Origin of the sequence: Psychrobacter sp. S1-30-MNA-CIBAN-0213, from assembly GCF_040309845.1 — a bacterium.
Lineage (GTDB): Bacteria > Pseudomonadota > Gammaproteobacteria > Pseudomonadales > Moraxellaceae > Psychrobacter.
On the sequence record NZ_JBEOPE010000014.1, the window covers coordinates 30,893 to 47,489 of the forward strand.

Genomic DNA, 16,597 nt, shown 5'->3' on the forward strand with positions numbered 1-16,597 from the left:
TGTTTAAGCGCTTTTTTACGAGTAATAACTTCTAGAATAGATTATTTGTCCATGCTTGGTTTTTTATTGCGACGCGGTTTTAGCTTGCGAGACAACTTATTAACATCGTTTAACACTTGACTATAACTCGCTGGAAATACGCGCTGTACAGCATCTATCATCTTGGCATCATTACCAATCAAACAGCGTGGCTGATTGGTCGCGGTAGCATGCAAGATAATCCAAGCGGCCTCGCTGGCATCAAATTTCAAAAACTTATTAAAACTTCTAATAGCTTTGGGGCCAGTACGCATGCCAATGTCGTTTATGCTGTCATTACCGCGTGCACTGTTGGCGATATTGGTTTTGATACCACCTGGATGGATACAAGTTGCTGACACGCCGCAGCGCTGGATATCTAACTCTTGGCGCAGGCTTTCGGTAAAGCCGCGTACAGCGAATTTGCTGGCGTTATAAGCAGATTGTGAAGGCTGAGCAGTCAAACCAAATAAGCTTGAGATATTTACGATATGACCATGCTCATTAAACTGGCGTGATTTGCTTTTTTTGCCATTACTGTAATCAATTTCGCTTTGTTTCACACTGTTTTTAATCAGTGGCAAAAACGCCTTAGTGCCATAAACCACACCCCAAAAGTTGATATCCATTACCCATTCAAGCTCGCTAATGCTACTGCCCTCTACGGTAGAGTAGAGTGCCACGCCTGCATTATTAAAGATAAAATTTACTTTGCCATGATTGCTCATGACCTCATCTGCCCAAGCTTCAACCGCTTTATTGTCTGAGACATCGAGTATTGTGGTGGTCACTTTTATATCGTAACCAACGAGTAAATCCTTGGTTTGTGTCAACTGCTCAGCATTGATATCGGATAGCGCGACATGACAGCCCATTTGCGCTAAATGAATGGCAATCTCGCGCCCCATGCCAGAGCCGGCACCAGTGATAGCCCCGACATGATCGCGATAATAGGGAGCAATGTCATGGTCTTGATTGGATGAAAAAGGCAAGTGTTGGCGTAATGAGCTCGCCATAGAGGTCAGGTTACGAAGCATAATATACAGTCCTTTGTATCATAGGTGTAGTCAGTTCGAAATAAAATCGATACGTCAATATTGTCGTGCTACTGGTATAAATTTTACTTGCTTGCTGTGTCTACGCTGACAGAGGCTGCGCAAAATATATCCCAGCAGCACTGTATCGGTTCTAAAGCGAATCGACTATAGTAGGTATTCAAACGTGCAATTTACGCTAGAATACATAAGCTAAATATAAGAATTTAAACAGAACATCTACCTTAGCATGATTTTAATTTTATCTACTTATCATTAATAGACGCAGCTGTCATTTTCGGTGTAATGGACATTTTGAGGATTCAGTGAAGACAAATAAACAGACATAAAAAAAGCGTCTTAGCACGATATGCTAGACGCTTTTTCTACAGTGATAGCCAGTTAATGATAATTAACTGTCTTAACTGAACAATAAATTAAGCAATTTTAGGTGTTTTACCTTCGTTGATAACCTGCTCATCAACCATTACTGTTTTGGCGTTCTTCATTGATGGTAGCTCATACATCGTTTCAAGTAAGGCATTTTCAACGATAGAGCGCAGACCACGGGCACCCGTTTTACGCTCCATAGCTTTTTTGGCGATAGCAGCAAGCGCTTCATCGGTAAAGCTAATATCAGCACCTTCCATATCGAACAGATATTTGTACTGCTTAACTAGAGCATTCTTAGGCTCTGTCAAAATCTGTTTAAGGGCTTCTTCATCAAGCTCTTGTAATGCAGCGAGAACGGGTAGACGACCAATCAGCTCAGGAATAAGACCAAACTTGATTAAATCTTCTGGCTCAACTTGTTGTAGTAAGTCTGAGCTGCGACGGCTATCATCTTTTGAGCTCACATCAGCATTAAAGCCAATACCGCCTTTTTCAGTGCGCTGCTGAATCACTTGATCAAGACCTGCAAATGCACCACCAACGATGATGAGGATATTGCTGGTATCTACTTGAATCAGCTCTTGCTGTGGATGCTTACGTCCACCGTGTGGCGGGATAGCAGCTACCGTACCTTCGATGAGCTTTAGCAAGGCTTGTTGTACGCCTTCGCCTGACACATCACGAGTGATAGACGGGTTATCGCCTTTTTTACTGATTTTATCAATCTCATCAATATAGATGATACCTTGCTCAGCTTTACTCACATCATAGTCAGACGCTTGCAATAGCTTTTGTACGATGTTTTCAACGTCTTCACCGACATAACCTGCTTCGGTCAAAGTAGTAGCATCAGCCATCGCAAAAGGTACATCTAGCAGACGCGCCAATGTTTGCGCCAGTAAAGTCTTACCAGAGCCAGTTGGACCAATTAGCAAGATGTTACTCTTAGCCAACTCAACCATTGCATCGTCAGCGCCAATTTTAGATTTTTTACTGTCATTAGCTAAGGTTTGGCTGACTTTTAGACGCTTATAATGGTTATAAACGGCAACAGCTAACGCCTTTTTAGCAGCGTCTTGACCGATAACGTACTCATCAAGCTTGGCACGCAACTCTTTAGGCGTTGGCAATTTTTTATTGACCCATGAGGTATCGATATCGCCATCAGAGTCATCATCGGTAGCACTATCAGCGATTAAATCAGTACATAATTCAATGCATTCGTTACAGATATTGGCATCATCAGCAGCAATTAGTTGCTTAACTTCGCTTTTGGCTTTACCACAAAACGAGCAATGTGGGTTGTTATCTTCTGCCATATACAGGCACTCCTAAAATTTAAAACTCATACCATTCCCAAAAAACAAGCAAACACACAGTCATTAAACTGGTCAGACTCGCGAAGTCTACAGGCGTAGTACTTACGCTCATCTTCCGCGTTAAATTTAGTTTTTGGAAAAGGTATTATCGTTAACTTCATATTATATAGCTGCAAAGCAAATGCTTCTATTACAACGAAGCAGGGCGGCGTTCTAATACTTCATCAACCAGACCGTATTCTTTTGCTTCTTTGGCATCTAACCAAAAGTCACGCTCAACGTCTTTTTCGATTTTTTCTACTGGTTGACCAGTACGCTCAGCCAAAATCTCGTTTAAGCGCGCACGAGTTTTTAGAATTTCACGAGCATTAATTTCGATATCTGTTGCCTGACCTTGAGCACCGCCTGAAGGCTGGTGAATCATGACGCGAGAATTGGCTAGTGCATAACGTTTGCCTTTTTGACCAGCGGCCAACAGGAAAGAACCCATGCTATAAGCACCGCCCATACAAATGGTAGATACTTCAGGCTTGATAAAGTTCATGGTATCAAAGATAGCCAAACCGGCACTGACTGAGCCGCCTGGTGAATTGATATATAAATGAATGTCTTTATCAGGGTTTTCAGCTTCTAAGAATAATAGCTGCGCTACGATAAGGTTAGCCATATGGTCTTCGACTTGACCGGTCAAAAAGATAACGCGCTCACGTAATAGACGCGAGAAAATATCAAAAGAGCGTTCACCGCGTGACGATTGCTCAACGACCATCGGTACTAAAGCACCTTGAGTATTTTGAGCGCTTTGCACATTAGTGTGTGCACTCATTAGCATATCGAAATGAGGGTTAGCAGTGATGCGTTCATAATCTGTCATAAAATGTCCTATAGATAAATAATTGCATAAAATAGTTATATAGAATGAGCTAAGGATTTTGCAATGATACGGTGTAATAGCTGTACGTTAAATAGCGTATCGAATAATAATCGTGTTTAAGTGTTATAAAATATTAAACTCTGCTCAACATGAATTTGCTGTAATCAACAATAATTATGATTCATTGCAAAAACTGGAACTATGATAACTGGTTTAATTATTGGGCTGTATCTAATTTCAGTTAACTTTAATAATAATGCTCAATAACTGTGCTTTCATAATAGCTACGTTCACAATAACCACTTAAACCACTATATGAAGAATTGTCCCCTATTGATAGGGTGTCTGTGCACAATTATCAAGGGGCTAGCACATAAACTACGAATAAAAATGCCCCAACAAATTGTTAGGGCATTCATATTACATTCTAGACCAATAGCGCTAAAACGCTAAATTACATAGCTTGTTGCTGTTGTTGCTGAGCAGCAAGTAGGTCTTGATAGCTAACTTCTTTGTCAGTTACTTTACCTTGCTCGATTAGATAATCAACCACTTGGTCTTCTAAAACAACAGACTCAATGTTTGCACGTTGTTGCTTATCAGTCGTGTAGTACTCGATTACTTCTGCTGGATCTTCGTAGTTTTCTGCTGCTTCTTTAATGAAGGTTTCAACGCGATCTTGATCTACTTCTATTTTTTGCGTATCGATAACACGGGCAACGATGATACCAAGACGGGCAGCACGTAGCGCTTGCTCTTCAAACAGCTCGTTTGGCAGCATGTCTTTATCAAAGCTCTCAGCATTCGCACCGAACTGCTGAGAAAAACGTTGCATCATCATGTTGCGTTGACGTTCGATTTCTTGCTCTAGCATAGCGTTTGGTACGTCAAACTCGTTCTTTTCTAACAATGCATCAAAAGTCGCTTGCTTAACTTGGCTACGGGCAGCGTTTTTGATTTCGCGTTCCATGTTTTTGCGCACGTCAGCTTTTAGCTTCTCAACACCGCCTTCTTTTACGCCGAATAGCTCAAGGAACTCTTCATTGATTTCTGGTAGCTTAGACTTTTCAACCAATTTTACGTTGATTTTGAACTGTGCTTCTTTACCAGCCAAGTTTTCAGCTTGGTAATCTTCTGGGAAAGTTACGTCGATCGTTTTTTCTTCGCCAGCTTTCATGCCTTTGATGCCAGCTTCAAAACCTGGAATCATTTGGTTGCTACCGATGACTAGTTTGAAGTCTTCAGCAGAGCCGCCTTCGAATTTTTCGCCGTCGATTGAGCCTTCAAAGTCAAAAGTAACCTGATTGCCTTTATCGGCTTTACCTTTTTTCTCAACGAACTCTTCACGCTGCTTTTGCAAGTTTTCGATCATGGTGTCAACGTCTTCCTCTTTAACAGACGCAGAATGACGCTCAACTTCGATCTCATTAATACCTTGGACGTCAACTTCTGGGAAGATCTCAACAGTCGCTTGATAAACTAAGAAGTCGTCTTCAAGTTTTACATCGTCAATATTAGGCATGCCTACGGCACGGATATCTTCAGATTTGATCGCTTCAAATACAGTATCACGGATGACATCGTTGATGACTTCTTGCTGAATACCAGCACCATACTGAGAGCGGATATGTGACATAGGGACGTTACCTTTACGGAAACCGTCAATCTTGGCAGTTTTCGCCACTTGGCGAATACGACCTTCGACTTTGTTTTGAATTTTTTCGACAGGAACTTTCACAGTCAGCTGAGTTTCTTTTTCTGACAGCTTGTTGGTTGTGACTTGTAAATCTGTAGCCATGTTGATTACACCTTTATGATTAAAATAACAGGCAATCGCACCTCAAAATACGTACGGGTTATGTCGATTGCCATTGGAATGAATAGGGTTTTCGATACTTATATCTCGATAATCAGATAGAGCAAATAACCATATCTGATATCCAATATCGAGAGTGAATCACCAGCGTTCTCTACCTAATGCGCTTCAATCACCATTGCTCTTTCATAAATGGTAGAGATAACCGGATTCTTTCGATAAAATTTTAAAAGTAGAACAGTATAATCTATCTGTTAATTAAAGTAAAAGCTATCTGTCACGATAGGCGGTAGGCAAAATCGCTAATAAACTTATACTAAAAATTAATACTGAGAAACTTATATTAATAAAAACTACTAATTGTACTGACTATCAATGGTTATAACTAAATAGTTACAACTGTTGTAATAGCTGCCGAATGGCTTGACCACGATGGCTGATGCTATTTTTATCAGTGGCGCTTAAGCTTGCCGCTGTCGCTCGTATATCTGCCAACCAAAACAGTGGATCATAACCAAACCCACCATCACCATGCGGTGCATCTAAGATTTCACCGTGCCACAAGCCTTGTGCGATAATCGGTAGCGGATCGTCAGCATGGCGTACCATTGCCAATACGCAAACAAACATGCCTTTAATAGGCGTATCCGGCTGCTCATCACGGACAGGGCGCAAGTCAGTGACGAGCTTGGCGTTGTTTTTGGCATCATTGCCGTGCTCACCTGCATAGCGAGCCGAGTAGATGCCCGGTGCATTATCCAATACGGGAACGCATAAGCCTGAGTCATCGGCAATAGCAGGTAGTCCACTGACTCGGCTAGCGTGACGCGCCTTAATAATGGCATTTTCAACGAAGCTTAAGCCGTCCTCGACAGCGTCATCAATGTTTAACTGCCCTTGTGGTACGATAGTAACGTCTAAGTTGGCTTCAGCGAACAGTCTTTTAAATTCTGCGAGCTTGCCTTTATTATTACTGGCGAGTACCCATTTTTTTGGCATGTGATTTTGAGTAGATTCGGGTGATGATGAAGCATAGCTCATAAGATACGTCCGTTATTGTTTGATGAAACTGACTAGGTTTCAGAAAGTTTAAAGGCTCTAATATGCTGACTATATTATCGCATAACCTTTTTCGCTCAAAATAGTTGCGTTATTCATACTGAAAATTAATAATAAGAGTTAACGGAAAATAGTTACCTTTATCCGCAGTATTTAGCGTTTAAAGCCTTATAAATAGGGACTATAACATTCGGTAACTGATATTGTCCTAATGTGTTGCTATAATAGCTGGCAAGCTACAGTGAATTATAGCTTATAGCTTGTGAATTTAAAGTTAATAATAGCTTTTAAGTCAATCACTTGGCTTTTGAGTGAATAACAATGCTTACGCTAATTTGTTTAAATTAGCCTTTAGATTCATCCTGATGGGACTAGCTCATCAAGCAATAACGTTCATTCATTAACAATAAACCCAGCCAATTTAGCTCGGTGTTTTGTGTATTGTCTTTAAGATAAACAAAATACGAGTGGCCAAATAAGCAAGGATAAAATAACTATGTCAAAGATTACTTTACCAGACCTACCTTATGCAAAAGACGCACTTGAGCCGCATATAAGCGCTGAGACGCTAGAATATCATCATGATAAGCATCATGCTGCCTATGTAAACAAGTTAAACGATTTGCTACCAGGTTCTGGTCTAGAAGACAAAACATTGCCAGAAATCATCGAAGCGACGTCAAAAGATGATAGCAAGCAAGGTATGTTTAACCAAGCAGCGCAAGTATGGAATCACACGTTCTATTGGAACTGCATGACGCCAGACAATGGTGGTGGTGAGCCAACAGGCGATCTAAAAGCCAAAATCGAAGAAGATTTTGGTAGCTATGATAAGTTCCGTGAAGAGTTTAAAAATGCAGCGTTAACACAGTTCGGTTCTGGTTGGGCATGGTTAGTTGCTGATAAAGAAGGCGGCAAACTGTCTATCGCTAAAACTGCCAACGCTGATACGCCACTGGCACATGGTCAAGTAGCGGTATTGACTTGTGACGTATGGGAACATGCTTACTACATCGATTATCGTAACCGTCGTCCTGACTATGTTGACACGTTTCTAGACAAGCTAGTGAACTGGGACTATGCAAATGCGAAATATAAAGGTCAAGATGCTGGCGTTGAAGAGTAATCTTTAGCCACTAAGTATTTGATTTGAAAAAAGGACGCTGAGAGGCGTCCTTTTTTATTGAGTTTTTTATGTTAGCCCGATAAGTATTCGAATACGGCAGATGTCGCTTCGTTTTTTATATATCTAGATCTAACTTTACCAACATAGTAGGCTTCTTGTATTTTCTCTTCATCAGCATTAAGAACATCTCTTATTTGGTTTAATCCAAGGCCTTCTAAAGCTCCAATTAACCAGTTTGGCAGATCTAGAAAGCTAACTGATTTCGATAATTGTTTATCAAGTGCTTGATTGATTACAGAGTCATCAAAGTCTGTGACTTCAGGACTCAAACTATCATATACAGAGTGATTAGCGCCAAACTCTGACATTCTCTTAATAGTAGCGTTTTTAATTATAGGCAAACCTGTTTGTACAGGAATGTTTTCTAATGAAAGTAAACAACCTGCATTTACGCTATACCTTGTTCCTATCTCACTTCGTGTGGCTTTCACTGCTTCTGTATGAAGTGAAATTATTCCAGTATAACAAAGTAAGTTCAGTGCTTTTTTAACTGTTTCTGGAGCGTCTCTATGAATCCAAAAGAAACGACTCGTTTTTTTGTCTTCAGCAGTATAGTTATCGTTTTTACCTTTGATTTCTGGTAATACATAATCCTCAACAAAGTTTCTACCCCAGTCAATGAAGCTAGTAAAGCCTGAGTATTTTTCTGATAAAAGCGTATGTTCTTCCCATATGTCACTTTTGTAAAATGATTTAATAACTGTATTTACTTCTTTTGAATTGACTGAAGATGCTAAGATAAGTGTCTTTAGTAGAACTCTAGGATTACCATTTGCGGCGTAAGATAAAATTGAAAAATTAGCCATATTTTTCGCAATTTTCCCAAGAAGATTACTATCTGCTTGCTTTTCAACAATCTTCCTCATGTATTCTACATATCCAGCATTTGCTACATCTCTTTCCAGATAAACAAATGTAGCATCATGAATAGGTTGGAAATTATCACCAAAGGATGTTACACCAGGATATACAGCTGCATTACAATTAATATAAGGGCTATTTATATCACGATATAAGTTGAAAAACTGGCGCTGTTGACTTGGGCGTAATATATGAGCAGCTTCATCTATGAAAAAATTGATTGATTCAATGCCTGCTGTTTCACATATGTCTTCTATAGCTTCTTTGAAGTCATCTATAGAAGGCAAGTCGGTAGTATCTATTACTCTTGAGTTGCTCTTCCATGTTTGTTCGAACTCAGAGACTAACCTATCAAGATAACTCTCTCCCTCATCGCTAGATCTTTCTCCTAATAAAGAGGCTGGCATAGAAATTCCAAGCTTTTTTATGCTTCTTAAAAAAGCAGAGCACATTTTCGCAAGCATCCATTGATAAAAATCATGTTCCTCATTCAACTGCAAAACCGATCCTTGAGTAAAGGAAAGGTATACGGGGACTACATTTTTTTCAGCAATATCTCTTTTCAGCTCTGCTTCAGCTACTCTTAGTAAAAAAGATTTGCCAACACCTCGACTTCCTACCAATACTATGGGTACATCTGATTTCAAACGTTCTACTATTAGACGATCATCTTTATTTTCTACAAAGTATTCTAAAATTTTGGCAGGTTTAATTGTTTCTGTACGTATCTTAAAATTTGACATTATCTTTTCCTATTTATTCAAAAAGAATGTTAAATTCTTCTATTCCGCCAAGCTCATCCCTAACCATATTTTCAATCAAGTTAAGCTCTGAGCTATTAAGTTCTTTAGAAAATCTAACTGAAAGTAAAAAAACAGTTATAAATTTATTTGTCTCTACAAGCTCTAACCATTTATTAAGCAATGTGTCATCAAAGCCTATTCTTGAAGGCATGCTAGATACTTTGCTAAAGTTCCCATGAATAAATTCAGAAGTTTCTCTGTATAGTTTTGAAGTAAGGCTAATCATATGCTTACCTTCTTCTTCTACTTCATCATAAAATGCACGGATGAATATTTTTGAAAATATTCCATCCTGTTCATCTATCAAACTGCTCCATGAAATATCTCTAATTCCTAGTTTCCAATGCCTAAGATGCAATTCATTTGTAGACAAATAAACAAATCGGCATATTTGCTCCAAAAAATATCTCTGTGCAGCATATGCATATCTATACTGTCCATTTAGCGCAGCTTGAAAACCAAATTCGTACTCTTTGATTGCACTTAGTAAAATTGTTGTATCTTCTTTATTTTCAAGTAATTCATACCAAATATTCAGGTCATCTATAAATTGAAATAACTCTGTTATTTTGACTGATTTTTCAGAAGAAAAAGACTGTTCAATGACATTAGAAAACGCTTGATTTAACGTCGAGAAGTGCGTTTTACAACCTTGCTCCATAAAATACTCCTAGGTTAAATTATCAGATTACATCCAAAGTGTTAATATATTTACTGAATCTCACAAAATCTCAAACCCAAACTTACTCAACGCTTCCCTTAACATCGCAATATTATAATAAGCATGCGCATTAACGGTGTTTTGAAAGAAGATATATAACGTATCAAAATGCTGACGCTGATTGGCAATCGCTTGCGCCCAGTCGTTCATCTCAATCTGGCTATAGCGATAATCATGGCGATCGCTGGCGCTCATCGCATCCCACCAGTTTAGATTATTACCATGCATACGCAGGTAGCCCGTGCGCTCGGTAAATATCAGCCGTGACGGTGGTAGACCGCTGACTTTGGGATAATCGACGCTACACCAAATCAAGCCTTGCTCAGTAAAGCTATCGACCACTTGCGGAGTATGCCAGCCGTTATGACGAAACTCGACTGCCAGCGGATAATCCTTAAACCAACTAACGAGGTTTGCTAGATAAAGCCGATGTTCGCGAGTGCGATCAAAACCATGTGGGAATTGCAGTAACAATGGTGCTAGACAATCGGCTTCGATAAGTGGCGTTAGCGCAGTTATAAAGGCTTGGGCGTGTTCGGCAGTGCCTTTACGTGCATGAGTAAAGTCTTGATGGAGCTTGACGGCAAACTTTAACTGACTGTCTGCTTGCACATACGCTTTATTGACCATACCAGCAAAGGCTTTTTGTCCAATAGGTGCATAAAAAGTGCTATTAATTTCTACCGCGCCGTATTGCTTAGCATACTCACGTAAGAAGTCTGCCTTCTTAGTGCCTGTTGGATAAAGCGTGCCTAATAAGTCAGTATCGCTATAACCACCAGTGCCGAGGTAAATAGTAGGAGTAGGGGTACTGTCCATGTTGACCACTCTTAGCTGTTTTTGATGATTAAAGTTTTAACGGAGTTTTTAATCTGTAGTCAAGATCAAATAAAACAGATACATGGTTTTATGACGTGCGACTGGTATGAGTTTTTCTAGCTTGCTGTGCCTACGCCGACAGAGGCTACAAAAAATTCATACCAGTCACGCTGTATCGTTTCTACATTGAGTTGACTGTATTATTTTTTACGCGACCACAACCATTCTATCAATGCCAATAACGCATTATTGTCTTCATTATCACCAAGCTCGCGACTGCTCAATTCACGAATGATGGCTGCACGGCCATCATCAAATAAAGACTGTGCGTAACTTTTTGCAGCATCCACACCCATTAATTTTACATAGGTAGATTTATCCAACTTCTCATCGCTACCAGCAGGCTTGCCTAAAGTGTCGGTGGAGGTCGTCACGTCTAAAATATCGTCTTGGACTTGAAAAGCTAGACCAATATGCTGCGCGCATTCTTGTAATGCCATACGCTGCGGAGCGGTCGCACCAGCACAAATTCCGCCCATCAGCATAGCCGCTTCAATTAACGCGCCAGTTTTGTCACGGTGGATAGCCTCTAAGTCTTCTTGTAAAATATTAGCGCTGGCTTCAGCATTAAGATCAAGCATTTGACCAGATACCATACGCCTAGCGCGCGGAGCAAATACTGCTAATAACTGGCTGGCAATGTTTGAATCAAAAGGTGCAAAGGTTGGAAGTTCGGCAGTCAACACTTCAAAAGCGAGTGTTTGCAGCACGTCACCAGCCAGTAAAGCGGTGGCTTCGTCAAACACAATATGACAAGTCGGCTGACCACGGCGCAGTTCATCATCGTCCATGCATGGTAGATCATCATGTACCAGTGAGTAAGTATGCAGCAGCTCTACCGCCAATGCAGCACGGCGGCACATATCATAATCTGAGTCGTTTTCTAACAACGACTCTAAATCAGCACTTATCAAGTGGTCTGTCAGATTTGTAGGGTCAGATGAGGGATTGCCTACATCGACACTTATATCAATATCTGTACTAATACTCGCATCGATGCTAACAAAGCTACTGGCTACCAATAAAGGCCGCACCAATTTGCCTTGCCCCGTCATTACATAGCGACAAGCATCATTGAGTAGATTTGGTAAGCTTGCATAGGCAAACAGTACTTCGATATCTTGCGCTAATTGCGCGCGCAACGTGCTATGGAATTGCTCGAAATTGGTAAAAGGAACAAAACGAGGCGCAGAAGAAACAGACATAACTCAACCAACCACCATGTGAATAGAAATAAAAAAGACGTGAATAAAAACGAATAACGAGCTAGTGTAGCATGATAGCTGATACGGCTTGTACGTACACGCTAAGCGCTGTTTTATTTTGGTTACGTATTGGTGATTTAACTTGTAGGTTGAATGTGTTTTTATAAAGTGTTGACTGTGGTGTTGATTAACGATGTTAACCGTATGAATAACCTATAAGCTGACTGATATATAAAACAGGCTTGTCATAAGGAAAATGTCTGCTATTGATTTAACTGTTAATAATTTAATAGTGACTTGTGAGTCTGGCATTAGCTTGTGACAGTCGGGGGCATAATCCCCTACACTAAATGACGTCAAAATGGTCTAATGGTATAAAAGACCCGTAGTTAAGTTACTATTATGGATTGAACCTGCTACGGATTAAACCTGCGTCTAAATTTACGTTTGATTGAATATATTTATCATTAGACTTATATCGAAGCAAAAAATTAGGATAATAACGATGCGCCATGTCAATGAGCGCGGGATAATAAAGACATCATCACTGCTTAATTTAGCAAAGCATTAGCTTGCAAGTTGACAGTATTTTTACTCGTTTTATTAACAGCAACGAGCTATTCATTTTAATTCTAAAACGTAGCTTTTATGATTTGATTTTTATCAAATAGTTTTTATTACATAGCAAGGAGTTTGAAATGGTATATCAAGGAAATCGCATCACGGTGACAATGCTAGAGGATGGCATCGCCAATATGCAGTACAACGCCGAAAATGAGAGCGTGAATAAGTTTGATGCTGAGACCAATAAGCAGTTTACTGAAGCGGTCAGTGCACTTGAAAAGTCTGATGACGTCAAAGGTTTAATCGTCACTTCAAGCAAAGGCGTCTTTATCGCTGGTGCTGACATCACTGAATTCGTCGGCTCATTTAAGAAGCCAGAAAGTGAGATTAAAGAGTGGGTCGTTGGTATTAACGATACTTTTAATCGCTTTGAAGACTTACCGTTCCCGAAAGTAGCTGCTATCAATGGCGCGGCGCTTGGCGGTGGTTGTGAGATGACCTTAGTTTGCGAATATCGCGTCATGAGTGACAAAGCGATTATCGGTTTACCAGAAACTCAACTGGGTATCTTCCCAGGTTTTGGTGGTACGGTTCGTAGTACACGTGTGATTGGTATCGATAATGCTCTTGAATTGATTGCAACTGGTGCACCTAAAAAAGCGCTTGATGCACTAAAATTAGGCCTAGTTGATGCGACCGTACCTGCTGATGACTTACAAGATGCGGCGATTGACCTAGTCAAAAAATGTATCTCAGGTGAGCTTGATTGGAAAGCGAAGCGTGAAGAGAAACTGGTGCCTGTTAAATTAAATCAGCTTGAGCAAGCGATGGCGTTTAACAGTGCAAAAGGTATGATCTTTGCCAAAGCCAATCCTAAGCAATATCCGGCGCCTGCGCTTGCTATTGAAGCGATTGAAAAGCATGTAAATCTGCCACGTGATAAAGCAATCGAAGTCGAAGCGACTTACTTTGCTAAAGCGGCGAAAACGCCACAAGCAGAAAGCTTAGTTGGTCTATTCTTAAATGATCAATTGGTTAAAAAATTAGCGAAGCAGCACAGCAAGCAAGCACATGACATCAATGAAGCGGCTGTATTGGGCGCTGGTATCATGGGCGGCGGTATCGCTTATCAGGCAGCGAGCAAGGGCTTGCCAATTATTATGAAAGATATCAAGTCTGAGCAATTAGATCTTGGTATGGGCGAAGCCAGCAAGCTACTAGGCAAGATGGTTGATCGCGGTAAAATGACCCCAACCAAAATGGGTGAAACCTTGAGCCGTATCCGTCCAACGCTTAACTATGGTGACTTTGCTGAAACTGACATCGTTATCGAAGCGGTAGTAGAAAATCCAAACGTTAAGCGTGCGGTACTAAAAGAAGTAGAAGGCCTAGTAAAAGACGATTGTATCCTAGCGTCAAACACCTCGACTATTTCTATTACTTTCCTAGCGGAAGCACTTGAGCGTCCAGAAAACTTCGTCGGTATGCACTTCTTTAACCCTGTGAGTCGTATGCCATTGGTCGAGGTCATTCGTGGTGAAAAGTCTTCAGAAGAAGCTATTTCTACTACTGTTGCTTTAGCCTCTAAGATGGGTAAAGTGCCAGTTGTGGTGAATGATTGCCCAGGTTTCTTAGTGAACCGTGTATTGTTCCCATACTTTGGCGCATTTGACTTATTACTTAAGCAAGGCGCTGACTTCGTTCATGTCGATAAAGTTATGGAAAAATTTGGCTGGCCGATGGGTCCTGCTTACCTAATCGACGTCGTCGGTTTAGATACTGGTGTCCATGGTGCAGAAGTCATGGCAGATGGGTATCCTGACCGCATGAAGCCTGATTATAAAGGTGCGATTCAGCATTTATATGAGAACGAGCGTTTAGGTCAGAAAAACGGCGTTGGTTTCTATAAGTATGAAACGGACAAGCGTGGTAAGCCAAAGAAAGTGGCTGACGAAGCGACTTATGAGCTATTAAAAGCGACGACTGATAACGACAAGCAAACGTTTGAGGATCAAGCGATAATCGACCGCACCATGCTGGCTTTCTGTAATGAGACCGTACGCTGCCTAGAAGATAACATCGTTAGCACGCCATCTGAAGCGGATATGGCGATGATTATGGGCGTTGGTTTCCCGCCATTCCGCGGTGGTCCTTGCCGTTATATCGACCAAATGGGTCTAGATAACTACTTGGCACTGTGTGAAAAGTACGCATACCTTGGCAAAGCCTATGAAGCCCCGCAAAAGATTCGCGACATGGCAGAAGCAGGCGAAACTTTTTACGCAACAGCGTAATAGGCAGTCATTACTAGGATGAAGTGCAGTACGTTTGCTGGCGAAGCGGATAGCAATGGCTATATCGATAGCTTTGACCGCAAACGTACCGTTTTAGTCGGTTCAATGAAAGTTTAATACAGTCAGATTGCATACCAAGATACACATCGTACTGGTAGCGAGATTGACGAGTATAGAGCCAGATTGGATCGACAACACTGACAATAAAAATTGAAAAGGAAGATAGTATGACAACTTTAAGTCCAAAAGACGTGGTCATCGTAGATGGTGTACGCTCAGCGATGGGTAAAACTAAAAACGGAATGTTCCGTCACGTCCGCGCTGATAGCATATCTGCTGAGCTAGTACGTGCATTGGTTGAGCGTAACGACTTTGACCCACGTGACGTTGAAGACATCATTTGGGGCTGTGTCAACCAAACCCTAGAGCAAGGTTTGAATATCGGTCGTAACATCGGTCTGCTGGCTGGTATTCCAAAAACAGCGGGCGGCCAAACAGTCAACCGTCTATGTGGTTCTTCTATGCAGGCGCTACACACTGCTGCAGCTCAAATCATGACCAACCAAGGTGAGGTTTTCATCATCGGTGGTGTTGAACATATGGGCCATGTCGGCATGATGCATGGTGTTGATCTAAACCCTGAAGCGTCAAAGCATTATGCAAAAGCCTCAAACATGATGGGCTTGACTGCCGAGATGCTTGGTCGTATGAACAATATCACCCGTGAAGAGCAAGATGCCTTTGGTCTTGAGTCTCATCGCCGTGCATGGGCTGCGACCACTGAAGGTCGTTTTGACAATGAAATCATCGGTATCGAAGGTCATGATGCGACTGGTCGTCTGCAACTATGTACCGTTGATGAAGTAATTCGCCCAGATGCGACGATGGAGCAAATGCAAAAGCTACGTCCAGCTTTTGATCCTAAAGGCGGTACAGTGACTGCTGCTACCTCATCTGCATTATCTGATGGTGCATCAGCAATGCTAGTAATGAGCGCACAAAAAGCCAAAGATTTAGGTCTGAAGCCTCGTGCTCGTATTCGTAGCATGGCAGTCGCTGGTTGTGATGCGGCTATCATGGGTTACGGTCCTGTACCTGCCACGAACAAAGCACTTAAGCGTGCTGGCATGAGCATCGATGATATGCAAACCATCGAGCTAAACGAAGCATTCGCAGCGCAAGGCTTGTCAGTCCTTAAAGCCTTGAACTTGACGGACAAGCAAGACATCGTCAATATCAACGGTGGCGCAATTGCACTAGGTCATCCACTAGGCTGTTCGGGTGCTCGTATCACGGTTACCTTACTAAACGCTATGGAGCAGTCTGATACAGAAATTGGTCTAGCGACGATGTGTATCGGTCTTGGTCAAGGTATTGCTACTATCATTGAGCGTGTTTAATTTTCTAAACTTGTAGTAGCTTTGCAAGATTTCAGCATTTTAGAAGGAGCCTCCAGTCAGATGATTGGAGGCTTTTTTATTGGTAAATAATAATGAAGCCTCTATGACACAACGTTCGTAAGTTGTTAATAAAGAGGATGGTCATTGACGCATTGAACGAAATATGACTAA

Annotated in this window: 12 protein-coding genes; 3 read left to right on the forward strand and 9 right to left on the reverse strand. The window is 41.1% G+C overall.

The genetic code is table 11. The features are described 5' to 3' along the window. Window positions 1-41 precede the first annotated feature (41 nt). The 5 genes from AAEY87_RS11935 to rdgB form a co-directional block, all read right to left on the reverse strand. A complete protein-coding gene (locus AAEY87_RS11935) occupies window positions 42-1,055 on the reverse strand; it encodes an SDR family NAD(P)-dependent oxidoreductase (protein WP_350657351.1) in 1,014 nt (337 codons plus the stop codon). Window positions 1,056-1,489: 434 nt separating this feature from the next. Then, window positions 1,490-2,764, reverse strand: a complete 1,275-nt coding sequence (gene clpX / locus AAEY87_RS11940; RefSeq protein WP_068038108.1) for an ATP-dependent protease ATP-binding subunit ClpX — start codon at window positions 2,762-2,764, stop codon at window positions 1,490-1,492. Between the two features lie 190 nt (window positions 2,765-2,954). After that, window positions 2,955-3,638, reverse strand: a complete 684-nt coding sequence (clpP, locus tag AAEY87_RS11945; RefSeq protein ID WP_082785723.1) for an ATP-dependent Clp endopeptidase proteolytic subunit ClpP — start codon at window positions 3,636-3,638, stop codon at window positions 2,955-2,957. A gap of 454 nt (window positions 3,639-4,092) precedes the next feature. Next, window positions 4,093-5,436, reverse strand: coding sequence for a trigger factor (tig, locus tag AAEY87_RS11950; protein ID WP_068038105.1), 1,344 nt, complete (start codon window positions 5,434-5,436; stop codon window positions 4,093-4,095). 411 nt (window positions 5,437-5,847) lie between these two features. Beyond that, window positions 5,848-6,453: an RdgB/HAM1 family non-canonical purine NTP pyrophosphatase gene (rdgB, locus tag AAEY87_RS11955; protein WP_350657373.1), complete on the reverse strand. Its 606-nt coding sequence runs from the start codon at window positions 6,451-6,453 to the stop codon at window positions 5,848-5,850. A 556-nt stretch (window positions 6,454-7,009) separates the two neighbouring features. Here rdgB and sodB point away from each other — a divergent pair. After that, the gene (gene sodB / locus AAEY87_RS11960; RefSeq protein WP_068038098.1) at window positions 7,010-7,639 is read left to right on the forward strand and encodes a superoxide dismutase SodB; all 630 of its coding nucleotides are present in this window, start codon (window positions 7,010-7,012) and stop codon (window positions 7,637-7,639) included. Window positions 7,640-7,710: 71 nt separating this feature from the next. Here sodB and AAEY87_RS11965 read toward each other — a convergent pair whose 3' ends face one another. The 4 genes from AAEY87_RS11965 to AAEY87_RS11980 all read right to left on the reverse strand — a co-directional run bounded on the left by AAEY87_RS11965 (window position 7,711) and on the right by AAEY87_RS11980 (window position 12,168). Next, window positions 7,711-9,303 carry an ORC-CDC6 family AAA ATPase gene (locus AAEY87_RS11965; protein ID WP_350657352.1) on the reverse strand — a complete coding sequence of 531 codons (1,593 nt, stop codon included), beginning with the start codon at window positions 9,301-9,303 and terminating at the stop codon, window positions 7,711-7,713. A 13-nt stretch (window positions 9,304-9,316) separates the two neighbouring features. Beyond that, on the reverse strand, window positions 9,317-10,024 hold the full coding sequence (locus tag AAEY87_RS11970) for a hypothetical protein (RefSeq protein ID WP_350657353.1): 708 nt from the start codon (window positions 10,022-10,024) through the stop codon (window positions 9,317-9,319). 60 nt (window positions 10,025-10,084) lie between these two features. Continuing rightward, window positions 10,085-10,903 (reverse strand): DUF72 domain-containing protein, encoded by an 819-nt coding sequence (locus tag AAEY87_RS11975; protein WP_350657354.1) that lies wholly within the window; start codon window positions 10,901-10,903, stop codon window positions 10,085-10,087. Between the two features lie 200 nt (window positions 10,904-11,103). Further along, window positions 11,104-12,168 (reverse strand): polyprenyl synthetase family protein, encoded by a 1,065-nt coding sequence (locus AAEY87_RS11980; RefSeq protein WP_350657355.1) that lies wholly within the window; start codon window positions 12,166-12,168, stop codon window positions 11,104-11,106. 698 nt (window positions 12,169-12,866) lie between these two features. Between AAEY87_RS11980 and fadB the strand changes: the two genes are divergently transcribed. After that, window positions 12,867-15,026, forward strand: coding sequence for a fatty acid oxidation complex subunit alpha FadB (gene fadB, locus AAEY87_RS11985; RefSeq protein ID WP_350657356.1), 2,160 nt, complete (start codon window positions 12,867-12,869; stop codon window positions 15,024-15,026). Between the two features lie 227 nt (window positions 15,027-15,253). Continuing rightward, window positions 15,254-16,426 (forward strand): acetyl-CoA C-acyltransferase FadA, encoded by a 1,173-nt coding sequence (fadA, locus tag AAEY87_RS11990; RefSeq protein WP_350657357.1) that lies wholly within the window; start codon window positions 15,254-15,256, stop codon window positions 16,424-16,426. The last annotated feature ends 171 nt before the right edge of the window (window positions 16,427-16,597 follow it).

Excerpts from the sequence above, each read along its gene's own strand:
- AAEY87_RS11935 (WP_350657351.1), bottom strand. The coding sequence starts at position 1,055 with ATGCTTCGTAACCTGACCTCTATGGCGAGCTCATTACGCCAACACTTG.
- clpX (WP_068038108.1), bottom strand. The coding sequence starts at position 2,764 with ATGGCAGAAGATAACAACCCACATTGCTCGTTTTGTGGTAAAGCCAAA.
- clpP (WP_082785723.1), bottom strand. The coding sequence starts at position 3,638 with ATGACAGATTATGAACGCATCACTGCTAACCCTCATTTCGATATGCTA.
- tig (WP_068038105.1), bottom strand. The coding sequence starts at position 5,436 with ATGGCTACAGATTTACAAGTCACAACCAACAAGCTGTCAGAAAAAGAA.
- rdgB (WP_350657373.1), bottom strand. The coding sequence starts at position 6,453 with ATGCCAAAAAAATGGGTACTCGCCAGTAATAATAAAGGCAAGCTCGCA.
- sodB (WP_068038098.1), top strand. The coding sequence starts at position 7,010 with ATGTCAAAGATTACTTTACCAGACCTACCTTATGCAAAAGACGCACTT.
- AAEY87_RS11965 (WP_350657352.1), bottom strand. The coding sequence starts at position 9,303 with ATGTCAAATTTTAAGATACGTACAGAAACAATTAAACCTGCCAAAATT.
- AAEY87_RS11970 (WP_350657353.1), bottom strand. The coding sequence starts at position 10,024 with ATGGAGCAAGGTTGTAAAACGCACTTCTCGACGTTAAATCAAGCGTTT.
- AAEY87_RS11975 (WP_350657354.1), bottom strand. The coding sequence starts at position 10,903 with ATGGACAGTACCCCTACTCCTACTATTTACCTCGGCACTGGTGGTTAT.
- AAEY87_RS11980 (WP_350657355.1), bottom strand. The coding sequence starts at position 12,168 with ATGTCTGTTTCTTCTGCGCCTCGTTTTGTTCCTTTTACCAATTTCGAG.
- fadB (WP_350657356.1), top strand. The coding sequence starts at position 12,867 with ATGGTATATCAAGGAAATCGCATCACGGTGACAATGCTAGAGGATGGC.
- fadA (WP_350657357.1), top strand. The coding sequence starts at position 15,254 with ATGACAACTTTAAGTCCAAAAGACGTGGTCATCGTAGATGGTGTACGC.